Genomic DNA, 19,541 nt, shown 5'->3' on the forward strand with positions numbered 1-19,541 from the left:
GAGGATTATCCTGGTGGATATGATGACCCGGGGATTAAAACGCAAAACAAGAACATCCCATCACACCCCAGAATGCCCCTTCATCCGCAATCGGGATTGCCGATTTACGCGCAGTGTCATGCTGGTGACCATGCACATTACAACTCCCACAACACTGATGAACCTGCGCCATCATGCCAACTTTCGCGGCTTCTGGTGGTGCTGAGCGGTAATGTCCAGGCACAGTGGTGACCGGTGACCATTCAGGCACGACCGGAATTGGCGGCGGTGCCAACGGCGTAAATGCCCCAGCGGCATACACCACTTTCCCATCCACCAGCGTAAGCACCGATTCAATCCCTTTAATTTCATCCTCGGTTACTTTGAAGAAATCTTTCGAAAGCACGACCAAATCCGCCAGTTGCCCGGTTTTAATGCGACCTTTTTTACCTTGTTCACTGGAAAACCATGCGCTGCCTGCCGTCCACAACTCCAGTGCCACTTCGCGTGAAAGCCGGTTATTGTCGTCATACATTTGCATGCCGCCAACGGTACGCCCCGATACCAGCCAGTAAAGCGCCGTCCATGGGTTGTAGCTGGCAACTCGTGTCGCATCTGTGCCTAATCCAACAGGGAGTTCAGCGGCAAGCATTTTGGCAATCGGTGGCGTTTGTTTGACGGCTTCGATGCCATAGCGTGCGGCATAATATTCCCCCTGAAACGCCATACGGTGCTGTACAGCAATCCCACCGCCCAACGCTTTAACACGCTCGATATTTTTCTCGGTAATCGTTTCTGCATGGTCGAAAAACCAATGCAAACCATTAAACGGGATATCGCGATTCACCTTTTCAAACACATCCAACATACGGCTGATGGATTCGTTATAGGTCGCGTGCAAACGGAATGGCCAACGATGCTCTACTAAATGGCGTACCACTCGTTCCAGCTCTTGCTCCATGCCTTCTGGCAAATCGGGGCGTGGTTGCAAAAAGTCTTCAAAATCAGCGGCGGAAAACACCAGCATTTCACCCGCGCCATTCGCGCGATAGAAATCCGTTCCCTGCCCCGGTTTGAGCATATCCGTCCATTTTTCAAAATCTTCCAGCTCATGCTGTGGGCGCTGGGTAAACAGGTTGTAGGCAATGCGCACCGTCATCTGTTTTTGCGCGTGAAGCTGGTCGACAATCTGGTAATCCTCGGGGTAATTCTGGAAGCCGCCCCCCGCGTCAATGGCGCTGGTCACGCCGAGTCGATTGAGTTCGCGCATAAACTGGCGCGTGGAATTAACCTGCATCTCCAGCGGCAGCTTCGGCCCTTTTGCCAGCGTCGAATACAAGATCATCGCATTCGGCTTGGCTATCAGCATCCCGGTTGGGTTGCCGTTGCGATCGCGCATGATTTCACCGCCCGGCGGATTGGGCGTCTCTTTGGTGTAACCCACCGCTCGAAGTGCCGCCTGGTTTAGCAATGCACGGTCGTAAAGATGCAGCACAAAAACGGGCGTATCTGGAGCCGCCTCGTTGAGTTCTTCAAGCGTTGGCATACGGCGCTCAGCAAACTGAAACTCCGTCCACCCTCCAACCACACGTACCCACTGCGGCGAAGGGGTACGCAAAGCCTGCTCTTTTAGCATCCGCAGTGCATCCGCAAGCGATGGCACACCTTCCCAACGCAGTTCCAGGTTGTAATTGAGCCCACCACGAATAAGGTGCAAATGTGAGTCATTAAGGCCGGGTATTACCGTATGGCCCTGAAGATCAACTCGCTGTGTTTCCCCACTCGCAAAGCTCATCACCCACGACTCATTTCCTACTGCGATAATTTTGCCGTCTTTGATAGCCACCGCTTCAGCCAGCGGCGCTTCGCTATCGAGCGTGTGAAACTGCCCGTTGGTGAGAATTAGTGAAGCAGATTGCGACATAACCTGTTCTCCTCGGTGAAACGTTATTTTTTCAGCCAGCCCGCAAACAGACGCGTCATGATGGGCATCCATAGCCACACCACTAACGCCACCACTAACGCGTCATTGATGAGATGTAACAAAAGCGACCCATGCAGCGAAGGGAAAATCATGGCGGTGATGCGTGGCACTACATTAGTGCTTGGGAAAATCACGGCCAGCGTTATCAGGAATTGCTTCCACTGTGCCGGACGTTTGATCGTTGGTGTTTCCGGGGTGAACCAAAATGCATTTTCGGTGCGCACTTCCAGATGATCGTCCTGGCTGAGGATCGGTTTGATCTCATCAACCAGAGCTTCACGCTCAGCCGATTTCGTCCAGGTGGTGAGATTCTCCAGCGTGTCGAAGCGGATAACGATGTTGTACACATCATTTCCAGCCGTAGGGCGAATAACATGCACACCGCGATGCCCTGGATAACGAGCGGCGGCAGGCATGATTTTCTCAAGCCACTGCTCATAACGCGCGGCCTGCCCCGCTTTAAGGGCATGAGTAATCACCAGCGTAACCGTGTTGTTGTCCGCCATAGATCAGGCTTTCCGTTCCGGCGCACCATGAACCATGGTGTAGGCATAATCGACCCCAATGCCATACGCGCCGCTATGCTCGCGCACCAGATCCATCACCGCATCGTAAGTGTCGCGTCGCGCCCAATCGCGCTGGTATTCCAGCAGTACTTGCTGCCAGGTGACAGGAACCGCACCCGCCTGCACCATGCGGTCGATTGAGCGCTCGTGCGCATCCACCGACGTGCCGCCTGAGGTATCAGTCACTACGTAAACCTCGAAGCCCTCTTCTAGTGCCATTAGCGCCGGGAATGTCAGGCATACTTCGGTCCACAGCGCAGAGATAATCAGCTTCTTGCGCCCGGTCGCTTTCACCGCTGCAACAAAAGCAGCATCTTCCCAGGAGTTCATTGAGGTGCGTTCGATTGGGGTTATTTCAGGATGAACAGCCAGCAGTTCGGGCCAGATGTAACCGCTGAAGCTTTTAGTTTCGACCGAGGTATAAATGGTAGGAACGTTAAAGATCTTGCCCGCTTTTGCCAGTGCTACCGTGTTGTTTTTCAAAGCTTGGCGGTCAATATTGGCGACGCCAAAAGACATTTGTGGCTGATGGTCGATAAAAATCAGAGTGGAGTTATTCGGGTCGATCAGTTCACGTATAGACATAAAGTTTTCCTTAAATTTCATCTAATTGATTAGGGAGATAGTCCAAGCGGCTGCCTCCCAAACGGTATGAGATCTGGAAATGTCTAACTTAAGGGGATCTTATTGAAGGGAACGAAAACTAAGAATAGCACCGGTTTTCCCCTTCGCTCGGCAAAAGGGAAACCGGTTTCAGGATACCTAATTACGCCACACTGAAACTGAAACCGCAGGCAGCAACAGTTCGCAGTTTTCAAACGTCGCTTCACCTTCCAGCTGCGTCCAGACTTTGTCGTTTAACAGCGGTTCCCACGGCAACGTGACTGCGGCTTGTTCACCACGGTTGATCGCTACCAGTACGCGCTCACCCTGGTAAACACGCACAAAGACCACCACGTCGCCTTCGGCGTAAATCACCTGACAGCCGCCGTGGCGCAAAGCGCGGCTTTTGTGGCGCAATTTGCCAAGGCGCTGGTAAAGCGCCAGCAAATCCTGATCCTGCCGATCGGGGTCCCATGGGAATGGCTTGCGGCAGAACGGGTCGTTATTACCATCCAGACCGACTTCATCGCCGTAGTAAACACAAGGCACACCAGGCCAGCAATACAGCCACACTACAGCCAGCGGCAATCGCGCAACATCCTTACCGAGGATCGACTTGAAACGTGCAGTGTCATGACTATCAAGCTGGTTAAACATGCGCAATTGCTGCTGCTGAGAAAGCCCCGCACGATATTCATCCATCCAGGCCATACATGTTTGTGCGTCGATATGCTGCGGATCGTAAGAAATATCGGTATTTGCAAGGAAGCCCCAGACTGGGAAAGTAAAACCGCGATAGTTCATCGCCGCATCTTCGGCGTCGGTCTGTAACCACTGGCGCGCATCACCAAAATGCTCACCCAAAATATAGGCTTCGGGATTAGTTTCTTTCGCCGCTTTGGTGATACCGCTGACGTGCAGCAAATTGTTTTTTGCCCCGCCCGCTTCACCAAGCATATGCACCACATCAAGCCGCCAGCCGTCGATGCCCCACGGTTCACGCAGCCAGTGGCGCACAACGCTGTCTTCGCCCTGGTAAATTTCATCAACTAGGGTGGCAGATTGATAATCGAGCTTTGGCAAACTGGAGTACCCAAGCCAGTCGAGCGCATGCCCCTCCTGGTTATAGCTGTAAAAATCACGCCATGGAGATTGTGGATTGTGGCTCGCCCCCTCTCCATGAGTTTGCTGCCTGTCAAACCACTGATGCGTATCACCACTGTGGTTAAACACCCCATCGAGCATCAGGCGCATGCCGTATTTCTGAGTATTTTTACGCAAACGTAAAAAGGCGTGATCGCCGCCGAACTGCACATCTACGTGGCGATAATCCTGAGTATCGTATTTATGTACGCTCGGCGCGGTAAAGATCGGATTGAGATACAGCGCGGTGACACCCAGCTTTTTCAGGTACGGCAGGTTTTCGCTAATCCCATCCAGATCGCCGCCATAAAATGTCGATCCGCCGGCATCTCCACTGAGCGGTTCGTCCCAATTGCGCAAAACAATGTCGCGTTTTGCCGCATGGTGATAATAAACCTGATCCTGCTCGGGCGAGCGTTGCTCACTACGCGCAAAACGATCGGGGAAAATTTGATAGAAGATCTGATCCTGTACCCATTGCGGGCCGTCATCCGGAAGATCAACCGCAAACTGCTCAAGTCTTGCAGGCGGAATTGATCCCAAACCTTGCGGTGTTAGCCAGCGCTGTTTATCCAACCACAGCAGCTTGAAGCTGTAGCGTCGGCGCGGCTGCCCTTCGGTTAGATCAATCACGCCGCGCCATGCCACCACTCCTTCTTCAGGAGCCACTTTTTGGCGCGTCATCTGTATTGAGGTTTCTTCATTATCCTTTTCGTAACGCAGAACTACACGCTGCGGTAAATCATCGCCAGAAACCCACAGCGTGATATACAACTTGTCTTTACGTGTTTGTATGAAAGGGGGCACCGGAAGGTGCCATGCATTCAACATAATCGTATCCCCAGAAAATTTATTGCGCCACCTTGCCACAGCGTAGCTGGCTATCACTCATCGTTGCTATTTTTATTGGGGGATGAAAGCGGGGGATGAGAAATTGAGCCGTTTGCTTAATAAGTTAGCGCTACCTATAGTGAGAATATTCTCACCGTTCAGGAGACCGTTATGTCTATCGTCCGAAATATTACGCTGCTTCTTTGCGTGGTCTGGTCTGCCAATTCTCTGGCAAATTCGGCTTACGAATCTCTGCAGTTTGGCAAATATAAACAGCAAATTATCAATGACTTGAAGAAGACTTGCCACCCGCAGAAGAAGACATCTGATGAGGTTTGGGCGAATAAAATCCTCTCTAACGAGGATAACAAAGCCTATATCCGTGATGCGAGGATTGCGCTTGAGCGCAACAACGAGAAAAACTACTGGGATGCAATAAGTAAAGTGGAATGCCCGGAGATGTAAGCAAGAAGGTGGATGTCGCTTTCGCTAGTCCACCTGACAACGGTGATTATACTCCGTTGCTGCTTTCGCTTGCGGCGAGAATCTGGCGGCGTTTGAATAGCCAACCGACCAACAGCAAAACTATCCACACACAGCCAACATACAGTGAAATGCGGGTGTCCGGGTGCCAGCCGATAAGCGCGATAATAAACACCAGGAACACTAGCCCGACTGCTGTAGTTGCAACGCCGCCCGGTACCGGGAATTTCAGCGCCTTTGTTTGTTCTGGTGAGAGTTTGCGGCGGAAAGCAATCTGCGACAGCAGAATCATTATCCATACCCACACGGTGGCAAAGGTTGCCAGCGACGCAATCACCAGGAAGACATTTTCTGGAATTAGGTAATTTAACACTACCGCCAGCAACAACGCGAAACACATCACTAAAACCGTCACCCACGGGATACCATTACGTGAGGTTTTAGCGAAGACTTTCGGCGCACTGCCCTGCTCTGCCATGCCGTGTAACATGCGACCCACGCCAAATACATCGCTGTTAATCGCAGAAAGTGAAGCGGTGATCACCACAAAGTTCAGAATACCTGCCGCCGCCGTTATCCCCATATGCTGGAAGGTCAGCACGAACGGGCTGCCTCCGGTTCCCACGAGGTTCCATGGGTAAATCGACATGATCACAAACAGCGTACCCACATAAAACACCAGGATACGCAGCGGTACGGAGTTGATGGCGCGCGGAATAGATTTTTCCGGGTCTTTCGCTTCACCGGCAGTAATACCGATGATTTCAATGCCGCCGTAGGCAAACATCACCATCTGCAATGACATAATCATGCCTATCCAGCCATTGCTGAAGAAGCCGCCATTGCTCCATAAGTTATGAATACCTGTTGGCTGGCCGCCGTTACCAATACCCCACACGATGATACCGATACCGGCAGCAATCATGATGATGATGGTGGCAACTTTAAAGAACGAGAACCAGAACTCCAGTTCGCCAAACACTTTCACGCTCATCAGGTTGATGGCACAGATAATCAATACAACGCTCAAAACCCAGACCCAATGCGGCACTGCTGGGAACCAGAGCCCCATATAGATACCGAAGGCGGTAACATCCGCAATCGCTACTATCAGGATTTCAAAACAGTAGGTCCAGCCAGTGATGTAACCCGCCAGCGGGCCAAGGTTATCTTGCGCGTAACGCGAAAATGAACTGGCTGAAGGGTTATGAACCGACATCTCACCAAGTGCACGCATAATGATATATGCAGCAACACCGCCAATGATGTAGGCCAGCAACACACTCGGCCCGGCCATTTTGATAGCATCTGCCGAGCCATAAAACAGCCCGGTGCCAATTGCCGAACCCAACGCCATAAAGCGTATGTGTCGGGTACTCAAGCCACGCTTAAGTTTATTAGCGTTTTCCATTGATTCCATACCTGCTTAACAATAAAAAAAACCACGGAGCTAAGCCCCGTGGTTGAACATAATTTTAATTTTTAGTGGGCGGCGGATGCCACCTGTCGCCCTGCGGCGCGGTCCCAAATGATGGCAATAACCACCATGACAACCGTTGGTGCCAGCCATGCCAACCCCTGATCCGCAAGCGGTAAACGCGCCGTCCAGGCTGGTAAAACATCACTGATTGCCGAAGCTTTAATCCCATCAAGGATACCGAACAAGGTACTGATGATCATTGCCGGAGCGATAACGCGAGTTGAATTATGCCACCACGGACGGGTGAAACTCAGTACCACCAGCGCAATACACGGTGGGTAAATCGCCGTCAGCACTGGAATCGAAATCTGAATCAAATGGCTCAGACCGAGGTTAGAAACCACCATCGAGAACAGGCCAAGGATAAACACCAGCGAGCGGTAAGACAGCGGCAGATACTGGCTGAAGAACTCAGCACACGCACAAGTCAGGCCAATCGCCGTTACCATACACGCCAGGAAAATCAGTGCCGCGAGGAAGAAGCTACCGGCACCACCGAAGGTATGAGCAACATACGCATGCAGAATTGCGGCACCGTTCGCGTTTTGATCGCTAACCAGCGATGCACTGTCAGAACCCAGGCGGAACAGAGCAAGGTAAATCAGCGTTAAACCAACACCTGCAATCAGGCCAGCCCAGATGGTATAGCGCGTCAGCAAACGAGATTCAGTAACGCCACGCGAACGCGCCGCGTTAACAATGACAATCCCGAAGACCAATGATGCCAGCGTATCCATGGTCAGATAACCATTGACGAAGCCGTTAGAAAACGCCGCATGTTGGTATGCTTCGGTCGCGGTGCTGATACCGCCTGCAGGCCACAGAATCGCGCCGACTGACAACGCCAATAACGCGACAATTTTTACCGGAGCCAGCACATGACCGACGGTATCCAGCAATTTTCCCGGATACAAAGAGATGGCCATAACAATGGCAAAATAAACCAGGCTGTAGATAAACAGCGCAAGTTCACTGCTGCCTACCAACGGTGCAATCCCCACTTCGAAGGAGACAGTCGCTGTACGAGGTGTCGCAAACAGTGGGCCAACGGCCAGATAACAAACGGTGGCCAACAGCACCCCGGCACGGCGGCCGATTGGCGAGCTCAGGCTATCAATACCACCACCAACGCGGGCGATAGCGACAATAGTCAGAACGGGCAGGCCAACTGCGGTGACCAGGAAGCCAAGGGAGGCAATCCAGACATGCTCACCAGCCTGTAAACCCACCATTGGCGGGAAAATGATATTGCCTGCTCCGACAAACAGCGCAAAGGTCATAAAGCCCAGTGCGAGGATGTCTCGAGATTTCAAATGATGAGTCATAAAATTTATGCAGCCTGTGGATGTGTGGTGTTGAAAGTATTCAAATTTTTATACCTGTTAACTCGGCATAAAAGCGGCAATTGGTAGTTACGACAGCGGAAAATCCTTTCCGGGATCGGTGGAGAAGAATAGTTGTTTGAATTACCACTCAAATCCAGTCGGACTACTAATTACAGGGCCGCAATTAAAACGCTTATAGCGAATGAAGGCAAGAAGGGATCCAAAAACCAGATTGATATACTTAAATTAACCATGAAAGCAGAGGATTAGTTTATCCATCAGAAATGATTATGGTCGTTTATATGGTTAAAATATCACCAACGGAGGATTTTTGATTTACATCTGAGTAAAAAAAAGACAGACCAGAAGACTGGCCTGTGGAAAGTTATTTTGACACGGTTTGAGTAAGCTACTCTGCCTGAATGGCTTTCTCGTTAACAATGAGACGCTCAGGCAGTACAAAGGAAAACGTCGTTCCTATACCCAGTTGGCTTTCGATATGGAGCCGCGCATCGTGGTGGCTCAAAGCATGTTTTACTATCGCCAGCCCCAGTCCACTGCCACCGGTTTGCCGTGAACGCGCTTTGTCGACACGGTAGAAACGCTCGGTCAATCGCGGAATGTGTTCAGCTGAAATGCCAGGCCCTGTGTCTGCAACACTAAAGCAGGCACCACCGGCAATCCTTTTCCAGCTCACCGTAATATATGTGCCATCTGGCGTATGGTTTACTGCGTTGTATACGAGGTTCGAAATCGCACTGCGCAATTGTTCTTCATTACCAAACACTTTCAGGGTTGAGTCGATATCAAACTGTAACGTCTGTCTTTGCTGGCTGAGGGTTTGCGCTTCGCGCTCCACCACACGCAACATCAGTGGCACATCAATCTTTTCATTGAGCACCATCGCCGGAGCCGCTTCAATTTTTGACAGCGTGAGAAGCTGCTTAACCAGCCCTTCCATACGCGAGGTTTGTTCGCGCATCGTGCCCAGCGCTTTCTCGCGCAGCGGGCCTTCAAGGGTTTGGTCCTGCATCATTTCCAGGTAACCTTGCAGCACCGTCAATGGTGTACGGAGTTCATGGCTAACGTTGGCAAAAAAGTTACGGCGTGCCCCTTCAAGTTGGTGCATCTGAGTCACATCACGCGCCACCAGCAGCCACTGTTCGTCGCTGTAAGGCATTACGCGAAATTCCAGATGACGGCCATTGTTGAGCACGAGAGTCAGCGGGCGAGCAAAATCTTTCTGCGACAAATAGCGGGTAAATTCAGGGTAACGCAGCAAGTTAAGGATGTTTTGCCCGTTATCGTCCGGCCAGCGTAAGCCCAGCAACTGTTGAGCCAGGCCGTTACACCAAAAAATCGTCCCTTCTTCGGTGGTGAGCACTACTGCATCGGGCAATGATTCTGCACCGCTACGAAAGCGCTTAATCAGGTTACCTAACTCTTTGCGGCGTTTTTTATTACGCAACTGCATCTGGTGAAGGCCGTAGAGCAACGGATCCCAGCTCCCCCGCCCTGGCGGAGGCGTCATGCTGCGATCAACCCACAACCACCACGACAAACGCAGCAAATTCCAGAAATGCCAAACCAGCAGCCCAGTGACTGCCAGTAATAAAAACCAGGGTAAATGGCCAAAAATAAGGCCTAAAATGACGGCAGGTATACAACAGAGCAGCAGCTCCAGTACCAGCCTTTTCCATGACAACCGTTCCAGCACGCGTCACTCTCCTGATAAGGAATTAAAAGCGGGTTGAGAACCGATAACCCGTACCGCGTACTGTTTGTACCATTCTGTCATGCCCACTATGTTCGAGCGCTTTGCGTAACCGCCGAATATGTACGTCCACCGTTCGGTCTTCGACATACACATTGGTGCCCCATACATGATTGAGCAATTGTTCACGGCTATACACCCGCTCCGGGTGCGTCATAAAGAAGTGTAATAACTTAAACTCGGTTGGCCCCATATCCAGTGGGTTTTCACCAGCCATGACGCGGTGCGACGACGGATCAAGTGTTAGCCCCTGCATATCGATCACTTCTTCTACTGCCATAGGAGAAATACGACGCATGACAGCTTTAATGCGTGCCACCAGCTCCTTCGGGGAAAATGGCTTTGTAATATAATCATCAGCCCCGACTTCAAGGCCACGCACACGATCTTCTTCTTCGCCACGCGCTGTCAGCATCATCACCGGGATCTCGCGGGTCAATGCTTCACGTTTCAGATGTTTAATAAACTGAATACCAGAGCCGCCTGGTAGCATCCAGTCCAGCAAAATCAGGTCAGGAAAGGGTTCAATCAGCAGATTCACTGCGCTGTCATAATCTTCCGCTTCTACAGGTTGAAAACCGTTTTGTTCGAGCACAAAGCTCACCATCTCACGGATTGGAGCTTCATCTTCTACGACTAAAATACGCTTCGCCATGATTCGCCCTGCTCAAGGAATAATTATTGTTGTTTCAATGCAGCGCCATTATGCGTCAGATTTATGACAGATTTATGAAAAACATGACTGTTTGATGACCCATCACTTTGATTTATGACACAGAGACATATGCCGTTTTTTGCCTCGTCCCCTTATAATCGGGACTTCATTTTTAAGCCACCGGACAGGTCATGCGCATAATTCACACATCAGACTGGCATCTTGGTCAAAATTTTTATACCAAAAGTCGCGGTCCTGAGCACCAGGCTTTTCTTGAATGGCTGCTCAACGCTGTCGTTGAAAATGATGTGGATGCCATAATCGTTGCGGGTGACATTTTTGATACCGGCTCGCCGCCAAGCTATGCGCGAGAATTGTATAACCGCTTTGTGGTGCAGCTTCAGGCGACGGGATGCTCGCTCGTGGTGCTTGCCGGAAACCATGATTCCGTCGCGACGCTTAATGAGTCTCGCGAACTCATGGCCTGCCTGAACACATATGTGATTGCCAGCGCACGCCATGATACCAGCCAGCAAGCTATTGTTCTAAAATCCAAAAGCGGTCAACCCGGTGCGATTCTCTGCCCTATTCCATTTTTGCGCCCACGCGATATTCAAAATAGCCAGGCGGGGCTGTCCGGCCATGAGAAACAGCGTTCTTTAATGGAAGCCATCAGCGAGCACTATCAACAGTGCTATCGCGCGGCCTGCGATTTACGCGCTGATGCCAGGCTGCCAATTATCGCTACCGGGCATTTAACTACAGTAGGCGTCACCAAAAGCGATGCGGTGCGTGACATCTATATTGGCACGCTTGATGCTTTCCCGGCGCAGCATTTCCCGGATGCCGATTACATCGCGCTTGGCCATATTCATCGTGCGCAATTAATTGGCGGTACCGAACATATCCGTTACAGCGGTTCACCTATTCCGCTTAGTTTTGACGAAACAGGCAAGAATAAGAGCGTTTATCTGGTTGAGTTTAATGAAGGTAAGCTTCACGAAGTTACCCCGCTGACGGTTCCTGTCAGCCAACCTTTAGCCGTTATCAAAGGCTCGCTGTCTGAGATTGAACAGCAACTAGAACAGTGGCGTGATGCCCCCGCAGAACCCAAAGTGTGGCTGGATATTGAAATTGCTACCGACGAATATCTACATGATATGCAACGCCATATTCAGCAACTGACCGAAACACTCCCCGTGGAGGTGGTTTTGCTACGTCGCAGCCGTGAGCAGCGAGAGCGCGTAATTGCTCAGCAGCATAAAGAAACGCTGAGTGAACTGACGGTTGAGGAAGTATTTGAGCGCCGTTTGGTTCAGGAAGAGACCACCGAAGAACGCGCGCAACGCCTGCGCACTCTGTTTGCTCAAACCGTAGCAAGCCTGCATGACACGGAGGAACAGGCATGAAAATCCTTAGCCTGCGGTTAAAAAACCTCAACTCCCTGAAAGGGGAATGGAAAATTGATTTCACCAGTGAGCCTTTTGCCAGCAACGGATTATTTGCTATCACCGGGCCAACCGGTGCAGGGAAAACCACGCTGCTCGATGCGATTTGTCTCGCGCTTTACCACAAGACCCCGCGCCTCAATACTGTCTCACAGTCGCAAAATGATTTAATGACACGAGACACCGCCGAATGCCTGGCGGAAGTGGAGTTTGAAGTTAAAGGCGTGGCGTACCGTGCTTTCTGGAGCCAGAACCGGGCACGCAACGCGGTAAACGGCAATCTGCAAGCCCCGCGCGTAGAACTTGCTGAAGTGGAAAGCGGCAAGATTGTCGCCGATAAAGTCAAAGATAAGCTTGATATGACCGCCAAATTGACCGGGCTGGATTACGACCGCTTTACCCGTTCGATGATGCTCTCCCAAGGGCAGTTCGCTGCCTTTTTAAATGCCGATGCCAATGACCGCGCATCCTTGCTTGAAGAGCTGACTGGTACTGAGATTTACGGTACCGTTTCAGCGGCAGTATTCGAAAACCATAAAAATGTGCGCAGCCAACTTGAGAATCTGCAAGCCCAGGCTGCGGGTGTGGCGTTATTAAGCGAAGAGCAGCGTCAGCAGCTTTCTGAGAGTTTGCAGGCACTTACTACTGAAGAAAAAGTACAGCTTGCAGAACAGATTAAACTCCAACAGCAGCAGCAGTGGCTCGGCCTGCTTTCGCAGTTCACGCATAAGCATACGCAGACCCAACAGGCGTTGAATGCAGCAACCCATGCGATAACAGAAGCGGCACCGCAGTTAGAAAAACTCACCCGAGCGCAACCCGCAGAAAAATTGCGCCCGGACTGGAAACGGTTACAGGAGTTACAAACCACTCTACAAGCAACGCTCATTAAAACTGAAGAAGTGAACACTCGCTTACTTCAGACAAAGGTACGCCGCCAGCAAACCCGGCTCGCTGCAGCAAGCCAGGCTGCAAAACTAACTGATGAGAACACTCAACTTCAGGAATGGCTGAAAACCCACGGACATTTTCGCTTGTGGGGCGCAGAACTGGCGGGCTGGCGAATGGCTTTCAGCCAGCAGCAGCGTGATGCCACTCAGCTACAAACTTTGCAACGAGATATCGACGCCAGCCAGAAAAAACTCGCTCTGCTGCCCGTCATTGAATTTTCTCTTAGCGCAGATGAAGTTAGTGCTCATTTACAGACGACGATTGCCGCACGCCCTCAGCGCCAGAGGCTTGCAACGCTTCAACCGCAGATCTCCTCATTACTCAAGCGCAAAGCTCTTCAGCAACAAGAGCTAGCCATTCTTGAGAAACAGATTACCGAGGGCGATGCGCAGCTGGTGCTTAAACGTCAGCAATATAAAGAACGCCGCCAGCATGAGAGTGATTTGGAGAAAGTCTGTGAATTGGAAAAACGCATTGTCAGCCTGGAAGCTGAACGCGCCCTTTTGCAGCCTGAGCAACCCTGCCCATTATGCGGCTCCACGCAACACCCGGCGGTCGCTGATTACCAGGCGATACAACCAGGTGAAAACCAGCAGCGCCTGGATAAATTAAAACTGGAAGTGGCAAGCCTTGCAGAAGCAGGTTTTGCGATGAAAGGCCAGCTTGATACACAGCGTAAACAACGTGAAAACCTTATTCATACCATCAAGAGTCTGGATGAAGAGGAAAATGAGCTGCGTGCTCACTGGCAACAACTGTGCGCCAGCCTGCAATTGGTACTGGCACCCGAAGATGATATTCAGCACTGGCTCGAAAGTGAGGAGCAGCGCGAACAACAGCTGCATCAGCTTAGCCAGCGCATTGTGCTGGAAGAACAGCTAACTCAGGCGAAAGTCCAGCATCATAAACTTGCCGATGAAATTGCAACCCAACGTGAAGCGTTGAACACCGCCCTGGAAAATGTTGGCCTGCAACATCCCGCTCACGGTGAAGAAAATAACTGGCTGGCACAGCGACAGCAGGAATCGCAACTCTGGCAGCAACGCAGTGAACAGTTACCGCGTTTGCAGCAACAACTGGCAAGCCTTGAGGGTGTGTTAAGTGCCTTTATTGACGATGGCACCGTGCCAGCGTTGCTATCCGAAAGCGAACAAATCGCAGCATTACAAAACTGGCACCAGTTGCACAGCGATTGCATCGCACTAGAGAGCCAATGGCAAACGCTGCAACAGCAACTGCAGCAAGAGGAAACTCGTGTTACTCAGGCAAACGCACAATTCCTGAGTGCGCTTGCCGCAAGTCCCTTTGCCGATGTCGAATCATTCCAGACTGCGTTGCTGGATGAAAACGAACGCCAGATGCTTGAGCAGAAGAAACAGCAGCTTGAGCAACAGCACCAGCAGCAAACCGTGCTCTGCCAGCAGGCTGAGAAAGCGCTAGCAGAGCATATTGCGGCTCGTCCGCAAGCACTTGCGGAAGATATACAACTGAGCGTACTGCAAGAACAACTGGCTCGCTGCAACCAACAGCTGCGCGAGAACACCACTCAGCAAGGGCAAATTCAACAACAGTTACAACATGACGTGGAAAACCGTCAGCGCCAACAAGGGCTGATGCAGGCCATTGTTGAGTGCCAGCAGCAAGTTGAAGACTGGGGTTATCTCAATGCGCTGATTGGCTCAAAAGAAGGCGACAAATTCCGTAAGTTTGCCCAGGGGCTGACGCTCGACAACCTGGTATGGCTTGCCAACAACCAGCTCAACCGACTGCATGGCCGCTATTTGCTACAACGAAAAGACAGCGAAGCGCTGGAATTACAAGTGGTGGATACCTGGCAGGCTGATGCGGTGCGTGACACGCGTACACTTTCTGGTGGCGAGAGCTTCCTGGTCAGCCTCGCGCTGGCACTGGCGCTCTCCGATCTGGTGAGCCATAAAACGCGTATCGACTCGCTGTTCCTTGATGAAGGCTTTGGCACGCTGGACGCTGAAACATTGGATACCGCGCTAGATGCGCTGGATACACTTAACGCCAGTGGAAAAACTATCGGTGTTATCAGCCATGTTGAAGCAATGAAAGAGCGCATTCCGGTACAGATCAAGGTTAAAAAAATCAACGGATTGGGAGTGAGTCGCCTGGCGAAGGAGTTTGCTGTCGGGTGATTTTTGTCGATGACGCTGCGCTTATCTGAGCTACAGGCACAGCGTCATAGGCCCGCTTTTATTTCTCTAATGGCCACAACCATGCAGCACCACGGACGCCGCTGGAATCACCGTGCACCGCTTTACGAATTGGGGTTTCGCACTCTCCACCAAATACCCATGGTTTCACTAGCTGCGGCACCGTTTTGTACAAGCGTTCGTTGTTGCTCATCCCACCGCCCAATACGATCACATCGGGATCGAGAATATTGACGATGTGCGCCAGTGATTTTGCGAGACGCATTTCGTAACGCGCGATCGCCAGCTCAGCGACAGGATCTTGTTGATCGACTAAATGCATGATCTCATTGCCTTTGAGCTGTTTTCCGCTCAGGCGATGGTAATCCGTGCCAAAGCCGGTACCGGAAATAAAGGTTTCGATGCACCCTTGTTTGCCACAGTAGCAAGGCACTTCCTCGCGAAAACGTAGCTCGTCTTCGTCCATCCACGGTAATGGGTTGTGCCCCCATTCGCCCGCAGTACCGTTGCCACCAATCAAACTGCGGCCATTAATGGCAATACCTGAGCCACAGCCGGTTCCGATGATCACCGCAAAAACAATCGCTGCCCCTGCTGCTGCACCGTCTATGGCTTCGGAAACCGCCAGGCAGTTGGCATCGTTTGCCAAACGCACTTCACGGCTTAGCGCATCGCATAAGTCTTTGTCGAAAGGTTGGCCATTGAGCCAGGTTGAGTTGGCATTTTTTACCACCCGGGTGTAGGGCGAAATCGAGCCTGGGATACCAACGCCGACCGTTCCCTTCTCACCTGTGGCCTCCTCAGCCAGGCGTACCAATTCAGCAATGGTGCCAATGGTTTGCTGATAATCATTTTTCGGTGTTGGCAGGCGATGACGGAAAAGTTGTTTACCATCATCCGCCAGTGCGATCACTTCTGTTTTTGTTCCACCTAAGTCGATACCAATGCGCACAGCGATGCCCTCATTTAATTAGTGTTATCAACAGAATAGAAGTACGGCCCCGTAAAGGCAATGAAACACAGCGGCTGATTGGTTATCATGCCCGCTGCGTTTAACTGACAGTCCGGGAAATAATCATGTTGTGGTTCAAAAATTTAATGGTTTACCGTTTAAGCCGTGACATCACGCTTTCAGCGGATGAGATGGAAAAACAGTTGGCCGCGTTTACTTTCACCCCATGTGGCAGCCAGGATATGGCGAAGACTGGCTGGGTGTCGCCAATGGGTTCGCACAGCGATGCATTAACCCATGTAGCCAACGGGCAGATTGTGATTTGCGCCCGTAAAGAAGAAAAAATCCTCCCGGCCCCGGTGATTAAACAAGAACTGGAAGCGAAGATCAGCCGTCTTGAAGCCGAACAAGCTCGTAAGCTGAAAAAGACCGAGAAAGATTCTCTGAAAGATGAAGTGCTGCACTCTTTACTGCCACGTGCTTTCAGCCGTTTCAATCAAACAATGATGTGGATCGATACCGTCAACGGTTTGATCATGGTCGATTGTGCCAGTGCTAAAAAAGCTGAAGATACGCTGGCGCTGCTGCGTAAAAGCCTCGGTTCGCTGCCTGTTGTGCCACTTGCGCTGGAAACCCCTATTGAGCTGACGCTGACTGAGTGGGTGCGTTCTGGCGATGTGCCTCCTGGCTTTGCGCTGATGGATGAAGCTGAGCTTAAAGCTATTCTCGAAGGCGGCGGTGTGATTCGCTGCAAGCAGCAGGATCTGGTTTGTGATGAGATTGCAGCCCATATCGAAGCTGACAAAGTGGTAACCAAACTGGCTCTCGACTGGCAAGAACGTATTCAGTTTTTGATTGCTGATGACGGTTCGATTAAGCGCCTGAAGTTTGCCGATACGCTGCGCGACCAAAATGAGGATATTGACCGTGAAGATTTCGGTGCTCGTTTTGATGCAGATTTTATTCTGATGACGGGTGAACTGGCAGCGTTGATTAAGAACCTGGTTGAAGCGTTAGGCGGCGAAGCCCAGCGTTAAAATTGCGAGTCCCTCTTCCTGTGAGGTAGAGGGACATAAAATTCTTACTTATCGGCAAGATAGCGGCAAAGATAGGAAGTCGGTTCAGCCACTTGTAAATGGAATTCACTGTGTCCAGGAACATGGAACACGGTGCCCGCTGCATAAGTTTTCCACTCGGTTTCACCCGGTAGTAAAACGTGTAATGCACCACTGATGACGGTCATTTCTTCTGGTTGAGCCGTGCCAAAAGTGTATTCACCTTCAACCATGACCCCAACACTCGCGCGGCCAGTGCTGCTGCTTGTAAAACCAATAGATTTCACTTTACCGGAAAAGTACTCATTACTTTGAAGCATGACCAGGCCCTTTTTAAAATAGTTGAAAAAACAATATAGAGGGGAACTTGAGAGCCTGTCACGCAAATTATTACCTGCCGTTATGCGAGCAATTCCGAGGCTAAACGTGCAATCAACACGTTCGATAACAATACCGGGACATCTAAGGATTTTTGCAACAAATCGCGATGTTTTTGATGGAATCCAAGGCAGTCCAGCACCAAAACATCTGCACCACTTTCTACCAGTTTTTTTCCTGCATCGATGAGATCTTGCTCAGTTCCATGAACAGGGTTAGCCAGTTCATACAGCGGCTCAATGGGGAGTAACTCCCATTTTTTATTCTGATATTTCATCATTTCGGGAACGGGAAGAATGATACCGACCTGGTGTCCATCGACTATTGAAGCCACAAGCGGCGGAATAATTCGCTCAGGCTCCAGCAAGATACCTTTACGCACCGAGAGGTTGGCTAAGCGGTGTGTGCTCATCAATAAAATGACATCGAAACCCTGGTTATCCAGCACCTCAATAACACTTTGCAACGCTCGCTCTACTTTCTGCTTCCCCACGTAAGCCAAAACATTACCGGTTAACAGCGTCAGAAGTTGTTCTTCATCGGGTGACGGTGAAAATTCTTCCATCACTTCGTCATAAGAAAGATTACCTAACAGACTGAAAGTTTTAATTTGTTCTTCAGAAATATGGTCTGTGAGTAGCGGCAGTATTTCACTGACCGGGACGACACCAATGGTGAGAATTGCCAAAGTTTGTTTCATGTTTCGTTCCGCCCTTGTCCCATATCAGTCCTTCACTGCTGCACTGGTATCTTTCCTGTGAATGATACTCTGCTGAAGGTCGCTCAATAATTAACCACAAAGCGTAGCAGCATAATTGCAGAGCATCTGCCGGAATGTTCAACGAAACGTCAACGACATATATACAACATCACGATAATGATTTGTTAACAACAAGATTAAACGAAAGGTGTGATTAGTGACCAGGTCATTGAGTTAATTCGGAAAACAGGGGAGTAATCATGGCGTCCATGCCGAGGTACTACGTTTTTTGCGGATCTTCATAACGCCGCTTCGCATCCAGCGCTTCTTGTTCTGTTTCGTGTTCACTAATCAGCGTATCAGGATGGGGATGGTCAGCACGGAGTTGATACCAGGTCACGGTCTGGTCAGTAGCGCCTTTTTCAACAGTAACAATTCGTGCTTCTCGGGGATAGGGAGGATTGCTCGCCATCGCTCTTCCTTAGGTTATGGATGAGCGTTAAGTATAGACAATGATTAGCTGGCACGAACCGTATGCAATGCTGTAATGACCGCTTCGACAATCTCGGCTGGCGGACGAGTGGCATCAATCACATGGTGTGCAGCCTGGTTGTACAGCGCTTCACGCGCCGCGAGAACATCAACGATTTCGTCGGTAATAGGTCTGCCAGTCAGTGTTGGGCGTTGGCCCTCTTCCGGGAAGGCTTCTAAACGTGAAGCAAGGATTTGCGCCGGTGCACGTAAATAGATAACTACACCATGCTCACGCATAAACTGGCGATTACTTTCAGCCAGTACCATACCGCCGCCGGTTGCGATGACCGTATTGGGGGCCGTGACACTTTTCAGTGCGCCAGATTCTCGGCGACGAAAACCGTCCCATCCTTCTTGCGCCACAATATCAGCAACACTCATCTTGGTGCTGGTTAAAAGGTGGTGGTCGGTATCAACAAAGTTACAGCCCAATGCCTGCGCTAATGCAACACCGACGGTTGTTTTGCCACAACCTCGCGCGCCGACTAAATAAATGGGTTGAGTCATCGGTGGCTAATCC

At 50.8% G+C, this 19,541-nt stretch carries 17 protein-coding genes; 4 read left to right on the top strand and 13 right to left on the bottom strand.

Annotation, left to right across the window (positions count from 1 at the left end; translation table 11 throughout):
- Positions 1 to 34: 34 nt before the first annotated feature.
- The 4 genes from LVQ76_RS02565 to malZ form a co-directional block, all read right to left on the bottom strand.
- On the bottom strand, positions 35 to 1,903 hold the full coding sequence (locus LVQ76_RS02565; protein WP_232864087.1) for an amidohydrolase: 1,869 nt from the start codon (positions 1,901 to 1,903) through the stop codon (positions 35 to 37).
- Positions 1,904 to 1,926: 23 nt separating this feature from the next.
- A complete protein-coding gene (locus tag LVQ76_RS02570) occupies positions 1,927 to 2,469 on the bottom strand; it encodes an antibiotic biosynthesis monooxygenase (protein ID WP_232920884.1) in 543 nt (180 codons plus the stop codon).
- A 3-nt stretch (positions 2,470 to 2,472) separates the two neighbouring features.
- Positions 2,473 to 3,114 (bottom strand): hydrolase, encoded by a 642-nt coding sequence (locus tag LVQ76_RS02575; protein WP_232920885.1) that lies wholly within the window; start codon positions 3,112 to 3,114, stop codon positions 2,473 to 2,475.
- A 177-nt stretch (positions 3,115 to 3,291) separates the two neighbouring features.
- Positions 3,292 to 5,106, bottom strand: a complete 1,815-nt coding sequence (gene malZ, locus LVQ76_RS02580; RefSeq protein ID WP_232904184.1) for a maltodextrin glucosidase — start codon at positions 5,104 to 5,106, stop codon at positions 3,292 to 3,294.
- Between the two features lie 171 nt (positions 5,107 to 5,277).
- Between malZ and LVQ76_RS02585 the strand changes: the two genes are divergently transcribed.
- Positions 5,278 to 5,571, top strand: coding sequence for a YicS family protein (locus tag LVQ76_RS02585; RefSeq protein WP_232920886.1), 294 nt, complete (start codon positions 5,278 to 5,280; stop codon positions 5,569 to 5,571).
- A gap of 46 nt (positions 5,572 to 5,617) precedes the next feature.
- Here the strand turns inward: LVQ76_RS02585 and proY are convergent, their stop codons facing one another.
- The 4 genes from proY to phoB form a co-directional block, all read right to left on the bottom strand.
- Positions 5,618 to 7,000 (bottom strand): proline-specific permease ProY, encoded by a 1,383-nt coding sequence (gene proY, locus LVQ76_RS02590; protein ID WP_232864083.1) that lies wholly within the window; start codon positions 6,998 to 7,000, stop codon positions 5,618 to 5,620.
- Between the two features lie 71 nt (positions 7,001 to 7,071).
- Positions 7,072 to 8,394: a branched-chain amino acid transporter carrier protein BrnQ gene (brnQ, locus tag LVQ76_RS02595; RefSeq protein WP_232864082.1), complete on the bottom strand. Its 1,323-nt coding sequence runs from the start codon at positions 8,392 to 8,394 to the stop codon at positions 7,072 to 7,074.
- Positions 8,395 to 8,803: 409 nt separating this feature from the next.
- Entirely contained in the window at positions 8,804 to 10,111 is a 1,308-nt protein-coding gene (gene phoR, locus LVQ76_RS02600) for a phosphate regulon sensor histidine kinase PhoR (protein ID WP_232904185.1), read from the bottom strand.
- Positions 10,112 to 10,133: 22 nt separating this feature from the next.
- The gene (gene phoB / locus LVQ76_RS02605; RefSeq protein ID WP_232864080.1) at positions 10,134 to 10,823 is read right to left on the bottom strand and encodes a phosphate response regulator transcription factor PhoB; all 690 of its coding nucleotides are present in this window, start codon (positions 10,821 to 10,823) and stop codon (positions 10,134 to 10,136) included.
- A gap of 191 nt (positions 10,824 to 11,014) precedes the next feature.
- Here phoB and sbcD point away from each other — a divergent pair, with 191 nt between their 5' ends.
- Positions 11,015 to 12,232, top strand: a complete 1,218-nt coding sequence (gene sbcD / locus LVQ76_RS02610; protein ID WP_232920887.1) for an exonuclease subunit SbcD — start codon at positions 11,015 to 11,017, stop codon at positions 12,230 to 12,232.
- The gene (gene sbcC / locus LVQ76_RS02615) at positions 12,229 to 15,384 is read left to right on the top strand and encodes an exonuclease subunit SbcC (RefSeq protein ID WP_232920888.1); all 3,156 of its coding nucleotides are present in this window, start codon (positions 12,229 to 12,231) and stop codon (positions 15,382 to 15,384) included. Before sbcD ends, sbcC begins: the two co-directional genes overlap by 4 nt.
- A 58-nt stretch (positions 15,385 to 15,442) precedes the next feature.
- Here the strand turns inward: sbcC and mak are convergent, their stop codons facing one another.
- Complete coding sequence (gene mak / locus LVQ76_RS02620) at positions 15,443 to 16,354, bottom strand: fructokinase (RefSeq protein ID WP_232864077.1); 912 nt, start codon at positions 16,352 to 16,354, stop codon at positions 15,443 to 15,445.
- Positions 16,355 to 16,479: 125 nt separating this feature from the next.
- On the opposite strand from mak, the gene rdgC reads away from it, so the two are divergent.
- Complete coding sequence (gene rdgC, locus LVQ76_RS02625; RefSeq protein ID WP_064516551.1) at positions 16,480 to 17,391, top strand: recombination-associated protein RdgC; 912 nt, start codon at positions 16,480 to 16,482, stop codon at positions 17,389 to 17,391.
- Positions 17,392 to 17,435: 44 nt separating this feature from the next.
- Here rdgC and ppnP read toward each other — a convergent pair whose 3' ends face one another.
- The 4 genes from ppnP to aroL form a co-directional block, all read right to left on the bottom strand.
- Positions 17,436 to 17,729, bottom strand: a complete 294-nt coding sequence (gene ppnP, locus LVQ76_RS02630; RefSeq protein WP_034457894.1) for a pyrimidine/purine nucleoside phosphorylase — start codon at positions 17,727 to 17,729, stop codon at positions 17,436 to 17,438.
- A gap of 80 nt (positions 17,730 to 17,809) precedes the next feature.
- Positions 17,810 to 18,487, bottom strand: coding sequence for an AroM family protein (locus LVQ76_RS02635; RefSeq protein WP_232904189.1), 678 nt, complete (start codon positions 18,485 to 18,487; stop codon positions 17,810 to 17,812).
- A 280-nt stretch (positions 18,488 to 18,767) separates the two neighbouring features.
- Complete coding sequence (locus LVQ76_RS02640; protein ID WP_151995559.1) at positions 18,768 to 18,959, bottom strand: YaiA family protein; 192 nt, start codon at positions 18,957 to 18,959, stop codon at positions 18,768 to 18,770.
- 44 nt (positions 18,960 to 19,003) lie between these two features.
- On the bottom strand, positions 19,004 to 19,528 hold the full coding sequence (aroL, locus tag LVQ76_RS02645) for a shikimate kinase AroL (protein WP_232920889.1): 525 nt from the start codon (positions 19,526 to 19,528) through the stop codon (positions 19,004 to 19,006).
- Positions 19,529 to 19,541 lie beyond the last annotated feature (13 nt).

Origin of the sequence: Buttiauxella cochleicola, from assembly GCF_021283185.1 — a bacterium.
Taxonomy (GTDB): Bacteria; Pseudomonadota; Gammaproteobacteria; order Enterobacterales; family Enterobacteriaceae; genus Buttiauxella; species Buttiauxella massiliensis.

Bases quoted from the DNA above. Each gene is read 5' to 3' on its own strand.
- LVQ76_RS02565 (WP_232864087.1), bottom strand. From the start codon at position 1,903: ATGTCGCAATCTGCTTCACTAATTCTCACCAACGGGCAGTTTCACACG.
- LVQ76_RS02570 (WP_232920884.1), bottom strand. From the start codon at position 2,469: ATGGCGGACAACAACACGGTTACGCTGGTGATTACTCATGCCCTTAAA.
- LVQ76_RS02575 (WP_232920885.1), bottom strand. From the start codon at position 3,114: ATGTCTATACGTGAACTGATCGACCCGAATAACTCCACTCTGATTTTT.
- malZ (WP_232904184.1), bottom strand. From the start codon at position 5,106: ATGTTGAATGCATGGCACCTTCCGGTGCCCCCTTTCATACAAACACGT.
- LVQ76_RS02585 (WP_232920886.1), top strand. From the start codon at position 5,278: ATGTCTATCGTCCGAAATATTACGCTGCTTCTTTGCGTGGTCTGGTCT.
- proY (WP_232864083.1), bottom strand. From the start codon at position 7,000: ATGGAAAACGCTAATAAACTTAAGCGTGGCTTGAGTACCCGACACATA.
- brnQ (WP_232864082.1), bottom strand. From the start codon at position 8,394: ATGACTCATCATTTGAAATCTCGAGACATCCTCGCACTGGGCTTTATG.
- phoB (WP_232864080.1), bottom strand. From the start codon at position 10,823: ATGGCGAAGCGTATTTTAGTCGTAGAAGATGAAGCTCCAATCCGTGAG.
- sbcD (WP_232920887.1), top strand. From the start codon at position 11,015: ATGCGCATAATTCACACATCAGACTGGCATCTTGGTCAAAATTTTTAT.
- sbcC (WP_232920888.1), top strand. From the start codon at position 12,229: ATGAAAATCCTTAGCCTGCGGTTAAAAAACCTCAACTCCCTGAAAGGG.
- rdgC (WP_064516551.1), top strand. From the start codon at position 16,480: ATGTTGTGGTTCAAAAATTTAATGGTTTACCGTTTAAGCCGTGACATC.
- ppnP (WP_034457894.1), bottom strand. From the start codon at position 17,729: ATGCTTCAAAGTAATGAGTACTTTTCCGGTAAAGTGAAATCTATTGGT.
- LVQ76_RS02635 (WP_232904189.1), bottom strand. From the start codon at position 18,487: ATGAAACAAACTTTGGCAATTCTCACCATTGGTGTCGTCCCGGTCAGT.
- LVQ76_RS02640 (WP_151995559.1), bottom strand. From the start codon at position 18,959: ATGGCGAGCAATCCTCCCTATCCCCGAGAAGCACGAATTGTTACTGTT.
- aroL (WP_232920889.1), bottom strand. From the start codon at position 19,528: ATGACTCAACCCATTTATTTAGTCGGCGCGCGAGGTTGTGGCAAAACA.